Here is a 16,858-nt window from a genome sequence, read left to right on the forward strand (position 1 = left end):
CGTTAATCTTTTTTTGATCAGCCTAATTCAGTTTTAAAGCCTGCATATAATCTGAGTTCTTTGCCGCCAAAATATAGGACGTCTCCCCAAATTGAAAGGCTTTGAGATTCTTTACATCCCCCGGTATAAAAACTCCGCTTTTTGCAGGACTGAGTGCTGTGAAATTACCCTTACCATCGCCTGCAAGAAAAATTCCTCGTGATGAGTCATTGCGTGGGGTTTCAATTTCAGACTGGTACAGATTACCCGCGAGTACTGCATCAAGATTACCGTCATTATTAAAATCATTTACCACAATCCCGGTTATGCTAGACAATTGTGCTGCTCTGGGCAATTGATGCATCACCATCTTACCGTTTCTATTTTCCAGATAAATACTTGCAAATGATTTTACCTGATAATGCAGCGAACTGTTTAATAATTTTTCAGAATACACCTCTCCAAGGGTTGCTTCCGAAAAACTCGCGTAGTCTTTAAATTTCTGCTTGATACCCGGAATTTGCTGAGATGAGCATTGTCTTCCACGCAGCGGATATTGCTTACCATCGTTGTAATAGCCCAATACAATGTCTTCATTTTCATTGTCATCGAAGTCTCCCGCATAGATATCGAAAGGCTCTTCTTCAGAGGCCTTGTATTTATAATTGAGGCCATTATTACCCAGCATATAATCGGTATCGCCATCGCCATCAAAATCGCCCGAAGCGATACTCCACCACCAGCCCGTAGTATCCTGATTGGGTAGAACCTTCTGTGAAACTTCCACAAAGCCATTTGTAGTATTTTCAAAAAAACGAATGGGCATCCACTCCCCTACAACTATGATGTCTGGTCTGTTATCTCCATTGAAGTCAGAAACCGAAGCAGCGGTTGCCATGCCTAAATCTTTGAATTCTTCAGGCTGCAAATTTTTAGCTACTTCAAACTTAGGATTACCGGGAGTTCCATTATTTTTCAGGAGAAATGAGGAAGCCGGAAGCGGATATTTCCCCGGCGTCTGACGTCCCAGAACCAGTAAATCCTGCTTTCCGTCACCGTCAAAATCCTCGGCGTATACCTTGGCACCGCTTATGTGTAAATCAGGTATAGCGTTGCCTGCTACTGTAAAATTCCCCTTTCCGTCATTAAGGTACAGCCGATCATTGAGCAAATTTGAATTTTTGAAGAATTCGTACCCGCCGCTGACCACATATAAATCCTGATCGCCATCGCCGTCGGCATCAAAGAATGTAGCATCAATGTCTTCGTAGCTTTTATCTTCGGTAAAAGCGGCTACAGTTTTTTGAATAATTCCCTGTGAATTCTGAACAAAAAGAGAAGCTGCCTGATCTTTAGCGGCTCCTACAAAATAGTCCTGCAGACCATCGTTATTGACATCACCCACGGCAAGTGCAGGACCGAATTCAGACATTTTATGAGGCAATAAAACCTGATTTTTAAAGTCATCATAGCTGTTTTCGACATGCAAATAGACGGGAAATGCATCTTCATCGGCCTGAGCAAAAAGTCTGTTTTCTTTCGGTTTTTGAATACTCGCATCTGGCTCTGAAGCATTTTGTTCTTCAAAAATCAACTCCTGATTTACTGCAACATCCTGTAGTACTTCTTCTTTCCCGCTGGTCCATACCACACGAACCTCATCAATGGTCTCAATCTTGTTGAGGCCAAAATACAGCACAGGTGCTACCGAAGATTGAAAACCTCTGGTAAGGGTAAGCTCCTGCATCTGAGTCGTATCGCCTGCTTTGACATAAACACGATTACCAATACCCATAGCATTGGCAGTTTCGCCTTTAAATTTAACTCTCAAATAGTTTGAGCGCTCTGAAGATTTATTGTTAAATATCGAAGCCGGATCGTCAATATTATTAGTTACCAGTTCCAGATCGCCATCATTATCGAGGTCAGCGTAAATACCGCCGTTTGAAAAACCTTTAAAACTAATATTCCAGGAGTCATTGACCTTTTCGAAAGCATAATCTCCTTTATTTTGGAACATAAAATTGTCGAGCTTTTCTTCGGGGATGTTTTGGCTCCAAAACAGCAAACTATCCTGAGCGATTCCTCCCTGCTCTTCAATACGGTTGAAATAGTCATTATCATTGATTTCACGACGTGTTCCGTTTGTGATGAACAAATCTTTAAGACCGTCATTATCAAAATCGGCAAATAAAGGTCCCCAGCTCCAATCTGTAGATGAAGTACCTGTTATTCGGGAAATATTGGAAAAATCGGGTATGCCTTCCGCATTAAAAAACCCGTTATTCATTTGCATACAATTATGCATGTACTGATAGTGAAATCCCGCATCTACCACGCTCCAGAACAAATCAATATTCATACTGGCCATATTGGCCTTTTTGCGTCGGTTTATTTTAGCATCCATATCAGCCTGAAAGAAATCGAGCAACCCATCATTATTGAAGTCGGCAATGTCAACTCCCATCCCGTAAAATGCAGTCTGTGCGGTAGCCTCTTTAACGACTTCAGTAAAGGTGCCGTCGCACTTGTTGAGATACATCATATCTGGTGAGTTGAAATCGCTTGATACATAAATATCGGGCCAGCTATCGTTATTTAGATCACCAATTGTTGCGCTAAGCGAAAGGCTGTAGGATCGCAAACCAGCTTTATCGGTGACATCTACAAACCCGTTGCCGGTGTTTTCGTAGAGGTGATCTGTCTGCAGGTCTGAAGGATCGCGCATATATTGCTCATAAACCCAGGTTGGTGAACTGAATTTTGTAGGCGGATAATTAGCCTGATACATATCTAAATCCCCGTCTTTATCGTAGTCAAAAAAGGTAGCCTGTATGCTGTTACCTTCGTCAGCCAAACCATATTCAGTAGCACGCTCTGTAAAGGTATTATCCTGATTATTGATGAATAACTGATTGGTGCGCGGTTCAAACTTTCCGCTTACCGAGCAATAGATATCGAGGTAGCCGTCACCGTTGACATCTGCCATCGTCACCCCGGTGTACCAGCGTTCATCACCTCCTACTCCTGCAGGGATCGTAATATCTTCAAATTTTAAATTGCCTTTATTCAGATACAGTTTATTCTGCACCTGATTTCCGGTAAAATACAGATCTATAAGTCCGTCATTATTGATGTCACCGGCTGCAACACCACCTCCCATATAAATGTAATTGTAGGTGAAATAGTTAAGCGAATCATTTTCGGTCAACGCGTTTGTGAATGAAATTCCGGTGGCTTCTGCACTGAGACTTTCAAAGACTTTAAAATCGGTATCAAGCTCAGGAGTTTGATTTTCTTCGGTCTCTGCACAAGAACATAGAAAATGGGCCACTAAGCCAATAATCAAAATCTTTGATAAAATCTGTATCCTAAAAATCATACGTCTAAGGGTTCAAAGAAATTAAAGGTTTCATAAACAAGGAAGCAACACTATAAAAATAGTGTTGCTTCAATGGAAAACCAATTCAAATTAATAACCAGGATTCTGATCCTCCTGACTAATTGCATCATTGGCACTTATTTCCCGGTCAGGAATAGGCCAAAGCTCGTGTTTACCTTGTTGGAAACCGGTCCCGGCAAGTTCTGTACTTGCGATACCCCATCTTATAATATCATCAAATCGAACCTGCTCTCCGGCTAGTTCTACTTTACGCTCATGAACAATCGCATCAAAAACCTGTTGTTTGGTCAAATTATCAGCAATAGGATCAAGCTCTGCACGCTCTCGTACACGATTGATAAGAGTAATAGCCTCTGGAGTGCGGTTTGTTTCGTTTGCAGCTTCAGCTTTCATGAGCAAGACATCTGCATATCGTATCACTTTAAAATTGATACCTGATTCCTGTTCTTCTGCTGTACGGCGGTAGTAGTTTTGATATTTTCTCCATCCTGCAGGACGTATTCCCGCTGTAGTTGATAAATCACTTTCTACAATCACACCTTCGCCATTGTTATAGGTGTCTCCTTCAAAGTAAAAGTTTTCGGCTGAACGAATATCACCTTCTTCGTATTCATCTAATAAATCCTGTGATGGGTATACGTTAAACCAATCTAATACGCCATAGTCCTGACCTCTAAAGGTAGACTCATTAAAGCCCTGAGCACTAACATTAGAATCCCATTTATTAGCTGTACCGATGGCACGGTCAAACTCAATTTCAAAAAGAGACTCAATTCCGTGTTCGGTTTCTTCCTTGAAGTTATCAAAATAATTATCCTCTAAGTCGTAACCGGTGATATCATCAAAGGCATCATATGCCAGATCATATTGCTTTTGAAACAAAAGTGCTTTACCCAGGTAGGCTAGAGCCGCACCTTTAGTTGCTCGCCCATTCAATTCTTCACCTCTTGCAAGTAAATTATCTGCTGCAAAACGAAAATCTTCAATAATCTGCGCAAAAACTTCGTCACGTGTAGCACGTGGCAAACCTTCTGAGCTTTCAGGAAGACCACTAAACAACGGCACACCCCCAAAACGTGTGGCTAGTAAGAAATAATAATGTCCTCTTAAAAAACGTGCTTCCGCTATATATTTATTTTTCAGTCTCTCTGATAAAATAGATTCCGGAATTTCATTTATGCGATCAATGTTTGAAATTACAAAGTTCGCTTTATTCACACCTTTAAAACAGCTGTCCCAAAAATCAGCGATTTCTGTATTACTCGAGTCAAACGTAAACCTGCTATAGGTTAATTTGTTTGCTTCTTGCTGCGGATTTGGACTGTTATCCTGCCCCATATTATCGTACATATAGAACAACAATCGGCTGTAAAGCGCATTGGTTTGATTTTGAGCATACGATGCATTCACCGCAGATCTCACCTGTTCTTCGTTTGTGAAAAATGTTTCCGGACTTAAGGCATTTGGATTAGTAAGTTCCAAATTACTTTCGTCGCAAGACTGTGTTACCACAAAAACAAGGGCAAACAGTGCAAAAATTTTATAGTTTTTCATAATTCTTTTTTTTAAAATGATACATCAAAACCTAGTAATACAGAAACCGGCTGCGGATAATCCCCACGATCAAAACCAACTTCTCCTGCTCTACTTACCACTTCAGGGTCTAAACCAGAGTAGTTTGTAATTGTTACCAGGTTTTGACCACTCATATACACCCTTAATCGTTTAATAAAATCAATAGCTCCATCATCAAAAGTATATCCTATACTTAAGTTTTTAAGACGCATGTAAGAACCGTCCTCTACAAAACGGTCTGAGGCGACAACGTTTTGAGGAGCTCCATCGTAACGCGGTATAGAAGTCGATGGATTATTAGGAGTCCATCGATCTAACACCTCAACGCCGGCATTAAACAAACGAGTCATACCTTGCAAATCATAGATATTTGTGTTATAAATATCATTACCTGCAACGCCATTGATAAATAAATTGAAGTCGAATTTCTTATAACGGGCATCAAAATTTAAACCGTAAGTTAAATCAGGATAAGGATTACCTATAATCTGTCTATCAGCAGAGTTAATAGTACCATCATTATTGGTGTCTACATACCGTATGTCACCAGGCTGCACTACATCCTGATCTGGATTTGCTGTAAAAACAGCATCTACTTCAGCCTGATTTTGATAAATGCCATCGGTAACTAAACCGTAAAAGTGAAATAGTGGTTCTCCCGGCTCAGCTCTTATTACGCGCTCTCCTTCAAAACCATCAAAGAAAAACTGCTCTGTACTTCCACCAAGATCCAGAACCTCGTTAGTACTGGTTCCAAGATTCACATTTACAGACCAAGTAAAATCACCATCATAATCGTTATATCCTAATGCTAATTCTACCCCTTTAGTTTGAACTGAAGCCGCATTAGAAGCAACAGTAGAGCTGCTATACCCAAAAGAAAGCGGAAGCTGAATATCTACAAGTAACTCATCACTTTTATTTCTATAATACTCTAATGATGCAGTAAGTTTATTGTTTAGTGCAGCAAAATCAAGACCCAGGTTTAGCATACTGGTCTCCTCCCATTTTAAATCAGGATTTGCCAGGCCGTTAGGAGTAGTACCTATAGCCGCTAAGCCCCCTACAGGATAAACAAAATCACTAAATAATGTCGTTGAATACCTGTAATCTGCAATGCGGTCACTACCGGTAATACCATAACTACCTCTCAGTTTAAGAGTACCTATATTGGAATCACTCATAAACTCTTCACGGGCAATATTCCACCCTAAAGAGAAAGCAGGGAAATTACCCCATCGGTAATTAGCACCAAATCGAGAAGAAGCATCTCTCCTGAATGAAGCTGAAAGGATGTATTTATCATCATAATCGTAATTTAAACGGGCCAGATAGCTCAAACGGTTGTTCTCAAAAGTTGTACTTCCAGCAGATTGTTGCTCGCTACCTAATTCTTTAATTTCATTGGTAATGGTATTACGCGCCTCTGCACTAAAACTTTCTGTTTTACTGGTATACTGCTCAACCAAAGCTAAAGCTTCAAAGTTGTGAACTTCATTAAAAGTCTTTTTATAGGTTAAACTGTTGTCAAAGGTAATTGCCTGACCCCTTGTACTTCCGCGTAATGCAAAGGCAAAGTTTTGAAAATGCGTTGCCCCTAAATTATCATCATTAAAGGCCGGAGTAAATTGATTCGTTAATCCATCAAAAAAGTCTATACCTACCTGTGATCTTACACTTAACCCATCTAGAATCTCATATTCTGCATAAACATTTCCAATCACAGCTACGTTTCGGGTTTCAAAATCACTAAGTGTTTGAACCCGCACCGGATTTTCGGCATCCTGACCGTCAGCTGCACTGTTAGGCCCCTGAAAACCACCTAAATTGTCATCATTATAAATATTAAGATATGGAGCTGCCTTTATAGCGTGTTCAATCAATGAACGACCACCGCTTTCTAAAATGGGCTTCGATTTACTAAATGCCACCGACATCGTTTCTCCAATCTTGAAGTTACCGGTCGTATATTGAGATGTAGCCCTAAAAGAAAAACGCTCAAAACCAGAATTTATAACTGCACCTTCCTGATCCTGATAGTTGGCAGAGAATCTATACGTACCATTTTCATTTCCGCCGGAATAAGCAGCGTTATAATTTTGAATAAGACCCGACTGAAAAATAGCATCCTGGAAATTTGTATAATTATTTAAAAAATCTGCTGGTCTGTCAATCGTTGCACCTATTTCATTAGCAAATTGCAAGTATTGATCGGTATTTAAGGTATTATAACGCTTATAGATGGTTTGAAATCCACTTTGGGCACTAAAAGAAAGTGTCCCACGTCCCTGTTTTCCACTTTTGGTAGTTACTAAAACCACACCATTAGATCCCAAAGATCCATAAAGAGCCGTAGTTGAAGCATCTTTTAAGATAGATACCGATTCAATGTCTGATGGGCTAATCCCGGAAAGGTTGCCAACAATAACACCATCTATAACATATAGCGGATCATTATTACCAAAAGTCCCCAGACCTCTAATACGTACATTGGGTGATGTACCCGGTGCACCTGCGTTAGTTACTGTAACCCCCGGAGCTCTACCCTGTAAAGCGGACTCGGCATTGGTAACCGGTAGTGCATCAATTGCATCAGAATCTACTGTAGAAATTGCACCGGTAACTTTAGTACGGCTTTGAGAACCATAGGCTACCACGACGACATCCTCTAAAGCTTCAGCATTCTCTTGTAATGTAATATCAAATGTAGTTTGCGAACCAACCGGGATTTCCTGGTTTTCAAAACCTACATAAGTAATAAGAAGTGTATCGTCCGCAGAAACTCCATCGATTGAGAACATCCCATCAAAGTCTGTTGAAGCTCCTTTATTAGTACCCATTACAGCGACAGAAGCCCCTGGTAAAGGCAAACCTGAAGGATCTTTTACTGTACCCGTAATGGTTTTAGTCTGCGCAAAAATATCTGCGCCGGTAAGCAGCAGAACAAACGCAAAAATTGCAAGTTTAATTTTGGTCATATTGGTGAATTTTGAGTTTAACTTTTTTAAAAATTAAAATTCTAACTGGTTAATACATCGATTGCGTAAAACGTACTCAACACAATGCCACACAAAAGTATTTGGAGCCCTCTAATTGCAATAGAACAAATGATGCAACCTCTTTAAATTTTGTTGCATACATAGCGCTCATTACCCGAAAAATCTGGCATTAGCTGTTTTTATAGCTGGAATAGGAGTTGTTATCTTAAAAAATATTCTACTTTGGCAGTAGAACGACTTGTTCTTGAATATTTATCATTTTCGCTACTTTTAAACCGATGAAAACTCATTTTTTACACCCCTTTTTTCTGGTTTTGACAGTGCTATCTTTTACGGCTTGTAAAAAAGAAGTCGATAGCCAAAAAGAATTTGCCCATACCAATGCCTTAATCCACGAAACGAGCCCGTATCTGCTCAAACATGCACACAATCCGGTAGACTGGAAGCCCTGGAGTGATACCCTGTTTGATTACGCCACGCAGCAACAGAAACTTGTTTTACTAAGTATAGGTTATGCATCCTGCCATTGGTGTACAGTTATGGAAGAAGAAACTTTTTCCAACGATAGTGTAGCGGCTTTTATGAATAAAAACTTCATCAATGTTAAAGTTGATCGCGAGGAACGTCCCGATGTTGACCATGTATATATGACCGCCTTACAGCTCATGCGTGGTTCAGGAGGCTGGCCCCTGAATATGATTTTACTTCCAGATGGTAATCCGGTTTATGGAGGTACCTACCACACCCGAGATGAATGGATGACTTCCATAAAAATGATCGACAGTCTTTACAGGGAAGATCCAAAGCGGGCGAAAGAATATGCGAGTGAAGTTACAAGACGCATTCAGGAACTCAACTCGGGCAACAGCACAAATTCCAAAGAAAAGATTACTCAGGAGACCTTGGCTGACGGGGTCAACAATTGGCAGAAAAATTGGGATTTTAAAAATGGAGGCTTTGGTAACAATCAGAAATTTATGCTTCCTGCGAGCCTTAACTATTTACTAGACTTAGCACATCTTACCCAAAATCAGGAGATATTAGCGTTTGTAGAACTTACTCTAGACAAGATCGCGCTTGGCGGTGTTTATGATCACCTTGATGGTGGATTTTACCGATACAGTACTAATGCGGAATGGAGCGTACCGCATTTCGAAAAAATGCTCTACGATAATGCTCAGTTAATTAGTCTTTATTCCAAAGCTTATAAGGCATTTAAAAAACCCCTCTACAAACAACGGGTTACCGAAACAATACAATTTTTAAATGCTTATTTTAAAACCGAAGCCGGCGATTACATCTCAGCTCTGGATGCTGATTTAGAGGGTGAGGAAGGAGCGTATTATTTATTTAGTGAAGACGAACTTAAAACGATCTCAGAAGAACCCCAGCTTTTCCGAAATTATTACAATATAGCCTCTAAAAATCAGACTGATGAGGGGCTGTATAATTTATACTTAAGTAAGACCGACACGGTATTTGTGAAGGAAAATAATTTAAAAGGAGATGAATTCAATACCCTTAAGTCTTCGTGGAAAAATGACTTAAAAGCGATCAAGAAGAAACGCCAATTCCCACTGAAAGACGACAAAATAATTGTCTCCTGGAATGCGATGATGATTGAAGCCCTTGGAGATGCCTATGCCGCAACAGCAGATGCTGATTATCTTAGACAAGCCGAAGAGACCTTTCAAGTGCTTACCACTAAGGCGTGGAAAAACGAAGTGTTGATTCATTCCTATAAACCCGGAAGTAAACCCGTAGCAGGCTTTCTGGACGACTATTCGTTTTTAAGCGCTGCAGCACTTAAATTATATACCCTAACCGGCAAATTTGATTATCTCCATACAGCCAAAGATTTGAGCTCCCAAACCCTCTCCAGATTTGAGATTGAAAATTCTTCTTTTTATAAATACAACAGTCAGGATAATCTTATCGCTCCTATCGTTATTACTAATGATGCCGTAATGCCATCGGCAAATGCAGTGCTGGCAAATAACCTATTGCTGCTGTCGAATATTTTCTATGATGACGATCTTGCGGCGAAAGCTAACGCTATGTTGGCAGCCATTCAGCCTGAAGTTGAAAGTGCTCCTGATGCCTACGCACACTGGCAATACGTTGCTTTAAAAAAGATATTTCCTTTTTATGATGTAGCAATTGCAGGACCTCAAAGCAAAGCTTTAAGCCTCGATCTCCATAAATACTATACCCCTAATGCTCTTGTGATTTTTGAAGAGATTGAAACTGAGATTCCGGTATTTGAAAGCAGGTATGTAAACGGTAAAACCCTGATTTATATTTGTGAGCAACGCAGTTGTAAATATCCGGTCAGTACAGTTTCTGAAGCTTTGGGATTGATGAATTATCAGCTCTTTCCATAAAAAAATCACGCTAAACAAATAACAATCTAAGAACTGGGTTATTCAGTTTAAGATCGTGAAATATCTTACTTGTGCAATTTAACTTAAAACTAAATCAATCGATTGCGTATAAAAATAAATAAGTACCTTTCACTTGAAAACGAATAAGTTAATCACATTTTTCAGGTATGATTTTTCCGCCTAAAGCTAAATTGCGCCTATTCCTATTTTTAATACTGCTAAGCTTTTTAGAATGTACAAATCCGCTTACACCTAGCTATGAATTTAAAGAAGGAATAATTTACATCGATGGATTTATAGGTACTACTGAAGGCTCTTCATACGTCAACATCACAGAATCTGATGTCGCACTCTACTACAGGAATATTTTTGTGAGTGGCGCCAGTGTATTTTTTGTTAATGATGCCACAGGCGAAAGAGTCGCGTTAGTTGAAGAAGATTTTAAGTATATACCTCAAGATAATAACTTTAAGGGAGCGGTTGGTGATAAATGGTATCTGGAAGCGAGTCTGCCCAATGGAAAAACATATTTCTCTGAAGTAGAAACCATCAATCCTTCTGTCCCTATTAAAGCAATAAGCGCTGCATTTAATGATGAACTGGAGTTTAGCGAAGACTATGGCGACTACATCCCGGGTCACGAGGTTTTGATAAGTTTTGATGATCCGCCTAATCAGGATAATTACTATTACTGGCGTAATAAAACCTACGACAAGGCTCGTATTTGTCAGGTCTGTGTAGAGAGTAAATTTAGAGATGGCGACTGCGTGCCCGATGAGAATGTAGAATATTACACCTATTGGTGCGAATCAGACTGCTGGCAAATAGATTATGGAGACAACATCAATATCTTTTCAGATCGCTTTTCTAACGGAACCACCACCTCCTCCCTGCCCATAGCCCAGATTCCCCTGACCAGAAAAACCAAAGTACTGGTTGAAATTCAACAATTTGCTTTAACACCCAAGGCCTATGAATATTATAGGGCCATCAAGGATTTGGTAGATAATAACGGTGGGTTTAACGCCCCTTTACCGGCAACGCTCATAGGAAATATTTTTAATCCGGAAGATCCTGATGAGTTTGTATTGGGAAGGTTCACTGCCGCTTCGGCATTTACACAATCTATTATGATAGATCGTACCACAGTAGAAGCCTCTCCCATAGAAAATGAGATAGTTCCCAGACCCGAGCCCCCATCTACAGGCCCGGGCCCCAGTTATCTATACGCCCCTTGTGATGAAAGCAGACACAGAACATCAATACAACCTGAGGGATGGATAGACTAATTATCAAAGAGATTAAACTAAGGCTGGTTTTGGTAATCGCTTTTATATTTTCGGTTTTTACTACAAGCAGTATCTCTGCTCAAGAATACACCCTATCCTTCAAAATACTGAATGACCTTACAAACAGTCCCATTGAAAATGTTCAAATCAGCCTAAGTCCCTGTTCCTGTGGGGGTGTTACCGATGCTAATGGAGTATTTGAACTAAAACTGCAACAAGACACGTATACCGCTGTGGTCTCCTATGTAGGGTATAGCACTTTGGAAACGGAAGTTAATCTTAATGAAGATAAAACCTTCCAATTAAAACTCCGCGAAGAACAACAGCAACTTTCGGAAGTTGTGCTCAATGCTAAGCGCATTAGTGAGCGATTGGAAACAGCTCAGATGGGAGCTGTGAAATTAGCTCCTGCCCAACTTAAAAAAATGCCCGCCGCTTTGGGAGAGGTTGATGTTTTGCGAAGTATGACCTTACTACCCGGTGTAAACAATGCTGGTGAGGTAAGCAACGGGCTTTCCGTACGAGGTGGTTCTCTTGATCAAAATCTGGTATTGTATGATTACGCCCCTGTTTTCAATCCTACCCACTTATTTGGTTTATTCTCTGTATTTACACCCGAAGCTCTTGGTTCTATAGATCTCTATCGTGCCAATATTCCTGCACGTTACGGAGGAAGAACAACTTCGGTACTCGATGTAAAAGTAAGAAATCCTTATGTAGATAAGTTGAAGCTAAGCGGCGGTATTGGTTTAGTTTCCAGCCGACTCTCTCTTGAAACACCGCTTATTAAAGATAAACTCTTTCTCTATGCCGGTACCAGAGGCGGGTTTACCGATTTTTTATTGCCCCTCTTTTCTAAAAGGCTGAAAAACACCAAAGCCCGGTTTTACGACCATACGATCAAATTACTTTATCTACCCACCGATAAAGACCAAATTTCGTTCACCAACTTTTTCAGCACAGATTTTTACCAACTTGATCTGATTGCCAAAATTGAAAATGTAAATGCAGAAAGCAATCAATACGATTTTAAAACCTTCAACAACACGCTACAATGGACGCATACATTTAATGATGATTCCAACTTACGAACTGTTTTCGTGCTCAGTAACTACACGCCAAAAACCCTGTTTCCTGAAATGGACAGAGACAATGTCATAGCCTATGAATCCCAGATCAATTTTGCCAGTATCTTTTCAGAATATGGAAAAAAAGTAAATGAAAACCTGAATTACTATGTCGGGATACAGGGCAATCGATACAAAATAAAACCGGGAAAACTGGATCCCGGCACCTCTGAAGGCATTCTTCCGGTGCTTCTGGATGAGGAAACAAGTTATGAAGTTTCGGCATACACAAATTTTACATGGAAACCCTTTGAACCACTTAGTCTTTCCGGGGGGTTACGATTTACAAACTTTACTTTCGTAGGGCCCTATACCGCTGCTACGTTTAATGAAAATACCGGAGAAATCATTAACACCACAACATTTGACGATGGAGAAAAGGTAAAAAGCTACAACGCTTTGGAACCGCGTTTGGGTCTCAATTTAAAGTTAGACCAAAACACATCGCTTAAAGTCAGCTATGCGCGATTAAACCAGTATTTACAGAATATCTATAACGCCACCACCCCGCTTCCTACTTCCAGATGGAAAACATCGGACGTCAATATAGCACCACAAACAAGTAACAGCTACAGCATTGGTCTCTACCAGAATATTCTGAATAACGCGGTAGAACTTGGCGTAGAAAGCTATTATAGAAATAGTGAAAACAATTTGACCTATAAGCCCGGAGCTGATTTCTTTTTAGAGGAATTTGTAGAACGCGATCTGGTACAGGCTAAGGGCGAAGCTTATGGTGTAGAATTCAGCTTAACAAAGCCAAAAGGAAAAATCAACGGATGGGTTAATTATACATGGTCAAGGAGCTTTTTAAAGACAGAAAGCGAAAGATTAGCAGACCGCGTTAATAATAACCAGTGGTATCCATCAGATTTTGACAGACCCCATGTTTTTAATAGTACCATTAATTTAGAGGGAAGCAAGTACAATACGCTAAGCTTTAACTTTACCGCACAAACCGGACGACCCTACACTACGGCCAACGGCTATTTTGATATAGAAGATATTGATGTACCTATTTTTCTAGAACGTAATAACGTCCGTTTAAAAACCTATCACCGTCTTGATCTTTCCTGGAAAGTTAACTACAGTAAAAAACTGAATCGACGATGGGCTGGTGACTGGACCTTTACTATTTATAATGTCTACGCCAGAAAAAATCAATACAATGTATATTATACGCAACGAAGTGGAGACGCCAATGCCAATATATTTCGCGGAAGTCCACTGGGTTCTTACGAGCTCACCATTATGAACAGCCCAATATTCTCACTAACCTACAATTTTGTGTTTGATTGATTCTAAATACCCTTAATTGAGAGTTGATACGTATTAAGGAAAGAAGTGAATGCATTTATGTCACTTCAGGCAACATAAATTTCTTCTTCTCAATCCCTTAAAATTTGGGCATAAAAAAAACCAGTAAAAATGTATTTTACTGGTTTTTAATTTCCACTTGTATGTGGATCGTCGGGGTGGCAGGTAATTTAAAAACCTCCTTACCCCCTATATTTCCTGAATCTAACAGCTGAATTATTGGGTCTATTCACCGAATAATTCACTATACTTTAAAGAACATTCAAAATGATCTGATTTGATCGTATTTGATACTATAAAAGTATAAAAAATAATCTAAGGACTTTACAGTGAGCAGGATTGAAGTCAAAAGCTCCTTTAAAAAGGATTCAATCTTCAAAGTTGATTTCATAACGTGTACTACGTCCCTCCCCTATAGGTATAAATACTTTTTTTGCTGCTAAATCCTGAAGGTCACGCGTTGCTGTGGCTTTTGATGTTTTGGTGAGTGCTATATACTTTTTTGCAGTCATTCCCCCCTCAAACCCTTCCGGTTCTTCATCAAGCATACGATTAACGACCTTTAACTGACGTTCATTAAGGGAATTTCTATTGCGATCAAAAAAACGAGCTTTTCTCAAAGTAAAAGCAACAAGCTCTTCCGCTTGAGATTGAGCTTCTAAAACAGTATTGACAAAATAGATAATCCAATCGGTAATTTCATTGGACTGCTGGGCTTTTTTTAAAGCCTTATAATAGGCTTGTTTATCGTGCTCTATTGCTTTTGAAAGACTCAGCAGAATGGGGCGATTTAAGTCTTGAGATAGCGCTTTTTCAGAAAGCGCTCTTCCTATCCTTCCATTACCATCTTCAAAAGGGTGAATGCTCTCAAAATACAGATGTGCAATCGCTGAACGGATAAGTGGCTTTTTAATAGGGTTGGCTCCTTCTGGATGAGATTCATTGAACCATTTTATAAAAGCTTGCATTTCATTCGGAAGCAAATGGGAAGGCGGAGCTTCAAAATGGATCTTCTCCCTGCCCCAGCTCCCGGATACGATCTGCATCGGTTCGGAGTGCTTACGCCATTGCCCGGTATTAATGCGTTTAGCACTCGATAATAGCGTTCTGTGCCATTCGAATAATGCCAGGTCTGTCAAAGGTTCTCCAAAATTTTGCCTAACCCGCACCATTAAATCCCCCACACCCCGCGCCATTGGATCTTTGACCGCTTTAGGTGTACCATAACCCATATTGTTTCGTATAGAAGACATCACATCTTCCCTGCTCAGGTATTCTCCCTCGATTTCTGATGTTTTAACAGCCTCAGCAACCATTAGAGATAAGATAGCTTCCATTTGCATCGTATCTGAAAGTCCTTCCAATATACCATTAACGCGACCAGCCCTTTGGCTAAATTCAAAGAGCTTCTTTTCTATTTCAGTTGTTGTATACTTAAAATTAGGCCAGTCTTCGTGTTGCCAATTATACATGATGAGCCGATTAAACTATTTAATTGGCTCAAATATAGTGAAAATATGAGCCGATTAGCTTTTCTAATCGGCTCATACTGCTATTTAAACCTAGAATTTGTGTTTAATTTATTATTATTTGGGAAAAGTAAATTTGTTGAGGACAGCCTTGTATAGCTATAACAGGATTTATTTACTAATCTGTATAGCTAATTTAGGACGGGTCAAGGACGGGTCACAGGCAGGGCAACTCCCAGGCAAAGGCATAGCAAAGCCTAGGATAGAGTATGAAGAGTGTATGAAAACGGGTTTTGAAAAGCAGAAAATTAAGATTTCATTAACAATGAATAGCGCATTTTTCTTAATCGTCCATTGAAGGCAGATAACTCAACAAGTCTCCCATCTCCAAAATTTCCTAAGCCAGAGATCATAGTTCTTTAACGAGTTATTCCTGAATAAGAGCAGGATTGAAGTAAAACGCTTTATAAAAAAGCTTTAATTCTTAACGTTGATTGCATACCGTTACAGCGTCCCCTAACAAATGATAGAAATAGTCTTTTTGCTGCCAAATCCTAAAGGTTACGGACTGCTATTTTTAATTATACCTCAAACCCTATAATTAGTTAATTGGCTCAAGTATAATCAAAAATTGAGCCGATTAGGAGGGTAATCGGCACAAGGCCTTAATTAATCACCACAAATAACCGATTTTACATTTTAGTTAAATATAAATAAATTAAACTCTACCAGATTATTTGACATTTAAAGTTCTCCATTTATCTGGAAAGTAAGGTATTTGAAAATAGATATGAGCGAGATTACGTAGAAAAGGATAACCCGCCTTATCAGTTCTATAAACATATTTAAATTCATCAATCCGCTTTTCGTACTCACTTCTAAAATCATCAAAGGTCATATCATCATATAAATTCTTGTAAAGTCTTATATCTCTTTGATAACCATCACTGAAGTATGGGTTCGAAAAGAGTTGCTCTTCTAAATCGTCATCCTTATTTTCGATTAGCTCCTTTGATTTTGAACATACACCGTGATGAGGTACAAACAATCCTAAATCTAATTTATTTTCAATTACAAATTCTCTAACTTCATTGTATTCATTTTTTAAGTCCAGAATAACAATAAATTCAATTAAAACTGCCAAAAGTGGGCTAGTACTATCAGAATAGTAAACAGGTTTTTCATTTTCAATAGTAAACTTTATAACATTCTCATAACTATTATTAGCATCAGGCATCCTACTATACTTATTTTTACCATTTTTTATATAGCTTAACACATTTTGTAAGACACTATCCTATTAACTGTGTAAGTTA

At 39.3% G+C, this 16,858-nt stretch carries 8 protein-coding genes; 3 read left to right on the plus strand and 5 right to left on the minus strand.

From position 1 onward, the window contains the following. Positions 1 to 22: 22 nt before the first annotated feature. The 3 genes from CJ305_RS06580 to CJ305_RS06590 all read right to left on the minus strand — a co-directional run bounded on the left by CJ305_RS06580 (position 23) and on the right by CJ305_RS06590 (position 7,935). Positions 23 to 3,361: a VCBS repeat-containing protein gene (locus tag CJ305_RS06580; protein WP_099645441.1), complete on the minus strand. Its 3,339-nt coding sequence runs from the start codon at positions 3,359 to 3,361 to the stop codon at positions 23 to 25. Positions 3,362 to 3,451: 90 nt separating this feature from the next. Further along, positions 3,452 to 4,936, minus strand: a complete 1,485-nt coding sequence (locus tag CJ305_RS19860; RefSeq protein ID WP_099645442.1) for a RagB/SusD family nutrient uptake outer membrane protein — start codon at positions 4,934 to 4,936, stop codon at positions 3,452 to 3,454. Between the two features lie 11 nt (positions 4,937 to 4,947). Further along, positions 4,948 to 7,935, minus strand: a complete 2,988-nt coding sequence (locus CJ305_RS06590; protein ID WP_099645443.1) for a SusC/RagA family TonB-linked outer membrane protein — start codon at positions 7,933 to 7,935, stop codon at positions 4,948 to 4,950. A gap of 299 nt (positions 7,936 to 8,234) precedes the next feature. Between CJ305_RS06590 and CJ305_RS06595 the strand changes: the two genes are divergently transcribed. From CJ305_RS06595 to CJ305_RS06605, 3 genes are all read left to right on the plus strand, one after another. After that, the gene (locus tag CJ305_RS06595; protein ID WP_099645444.1) at positions 8,235 to 10,340 is read left to right on the plus strand and encodes a thioredoxin domain-containing protein; all 2,106 of its coding nucleotides are present in this window, start codon (positions 8,235 to 8,237) and stop codon (positions 10,338 to 10,340) included. A gap of 167 nt (positions 10,341 to 10,507) precedes the next feature. After that, positions 10,508 to 11,629 (plus strand): DUF4249 domain-containing protein, encoded by a 1,122-nt coding sequence (locus tag CJ305_RS06600; protein ID WP_099645445.1) that lies wholly within the window; start codon positions 10,508 to 10,510, stop codon positions 11,627 to 11,629. After that, positions 11,617 to 14,055, plus strand: coding sequence for a TonB-dependent receptor (locus tag CJ305_RS06605; RefSeq protein WP_099645446.1), 2,439 nt, complete (start codon positions 11,617 to 11,619; stop codon positions 14,053 to 14,055). Before CJ305_RS06600 ends, CJ305_RS06605 begins: the two co-directional genes overlap by 13 nt. Before the next feature lie 386 nt (positions 14,056 to 14,441). Here CJ305_RS06605 and CJ305_RS06610 read toward each other — a convergent pair whose 3' ends face one another. Both CJ305_RS06610 and CJ305_RS06620 read right to left on the minus strand, forming a co-directional pair. After that, positions 14,442 to 15,545: a Fic family protein gene (locus CJ305_RS06610; RefSeq protein WP_223248810.1), complete on the minus strand. Its 1,104-nt coding sequence runs from the start codon at positions 15,543 to 15,545 to the stop codon at positions 14,442 to 14,444. Positions 15,546 to 16,275: 730 nt separating this feature from the next. After that, on the minus strand, positions 16,276 to 16,779 hold the full coding sequence (locus tag CJ305_RS06620) for a hypothetical protein (RefSeq protein WP_099645449.1): 504 nt from the start codon (positions 16,777 to 16,779) through the stop codon (positions 16,276 to 16,278). Positions 16,780 to 16,858 lie beyond the last annotated feature (79 nt).

It is taken from the genome of Leeuwenhoekiella nanhaiensis (genome assembly GCF_002744755.1).
Lineage (GTDB): Bacteria > Bacteroidota > Bacteroidia > Flavobacteriales > Flavobacteriaceae > Leeuwenhoekiella > Leeuwenhoekiella nanhaiensis.

What these genes read in the sequence shown, in the direction of transcription:
- CJ305_RS06580 (WP_099645441.1), bottom strand. Translation starts at nt 3,361, where the DNA reads ATGATTTTTAGGATACAGATTTTATCAAAGATTTTGATTATTGGCTTA.
- CJ305_RS19860 (WP_099645442.1), bottom strand. Translation starts at nt 4,936, where the DNA reads ATGAAAAACTATAAAATTTTTGCACTGTTTGCCCTTGTTTTTGTGGTA.
- CJ305_RS06590 (WP_099645443.1), bottom strand. Translation starts at nt 7,935, where the DNA reads ATGACCAAAATTAAACTTGCAATTTTTGCGTTTGTTCTGCTGCTTACC.
- CJ305_RS06595 (WP_099645444.1), top strand. Translation starts at nt 8,235, where the DNA reads ATGAAAACTCATTTTTTACACCCCTTTTTTCTGGTTTTGACAGTGCTA.
- CJ305_RS06600 (WP_099645445.1), top strand. Translation starts at nt 10,508, where the DNA reads ATGATTTTTCCGCCTAAAGCTAAATTGCGCCTATTCCTATTTTTAATA.
- CJ305_RS06605 (WP_099645446.1), top strand. Translation starts at nt 11,617, where the DNA reads ATGGATAGACTAATTATCAAAGAGATTAAACTAAGGCTGGTTTTGGTA.
- CJ305_RS06610 (WP_223248810.1), bottom strand. Translation starts at nt 15,545, where the DNA reads ATGTATAATTGGCAACACGAAGACTGGCCTAATTTTAAGTATACAACA.
- CJ305_RS06620 (WP_099645449.1), bottom strand. Translation starts at nt 16,779, where the DNA reads ATGCCTGATGCTAATAATAGTTATGAGAATGTTATAAAGTTTACTATT.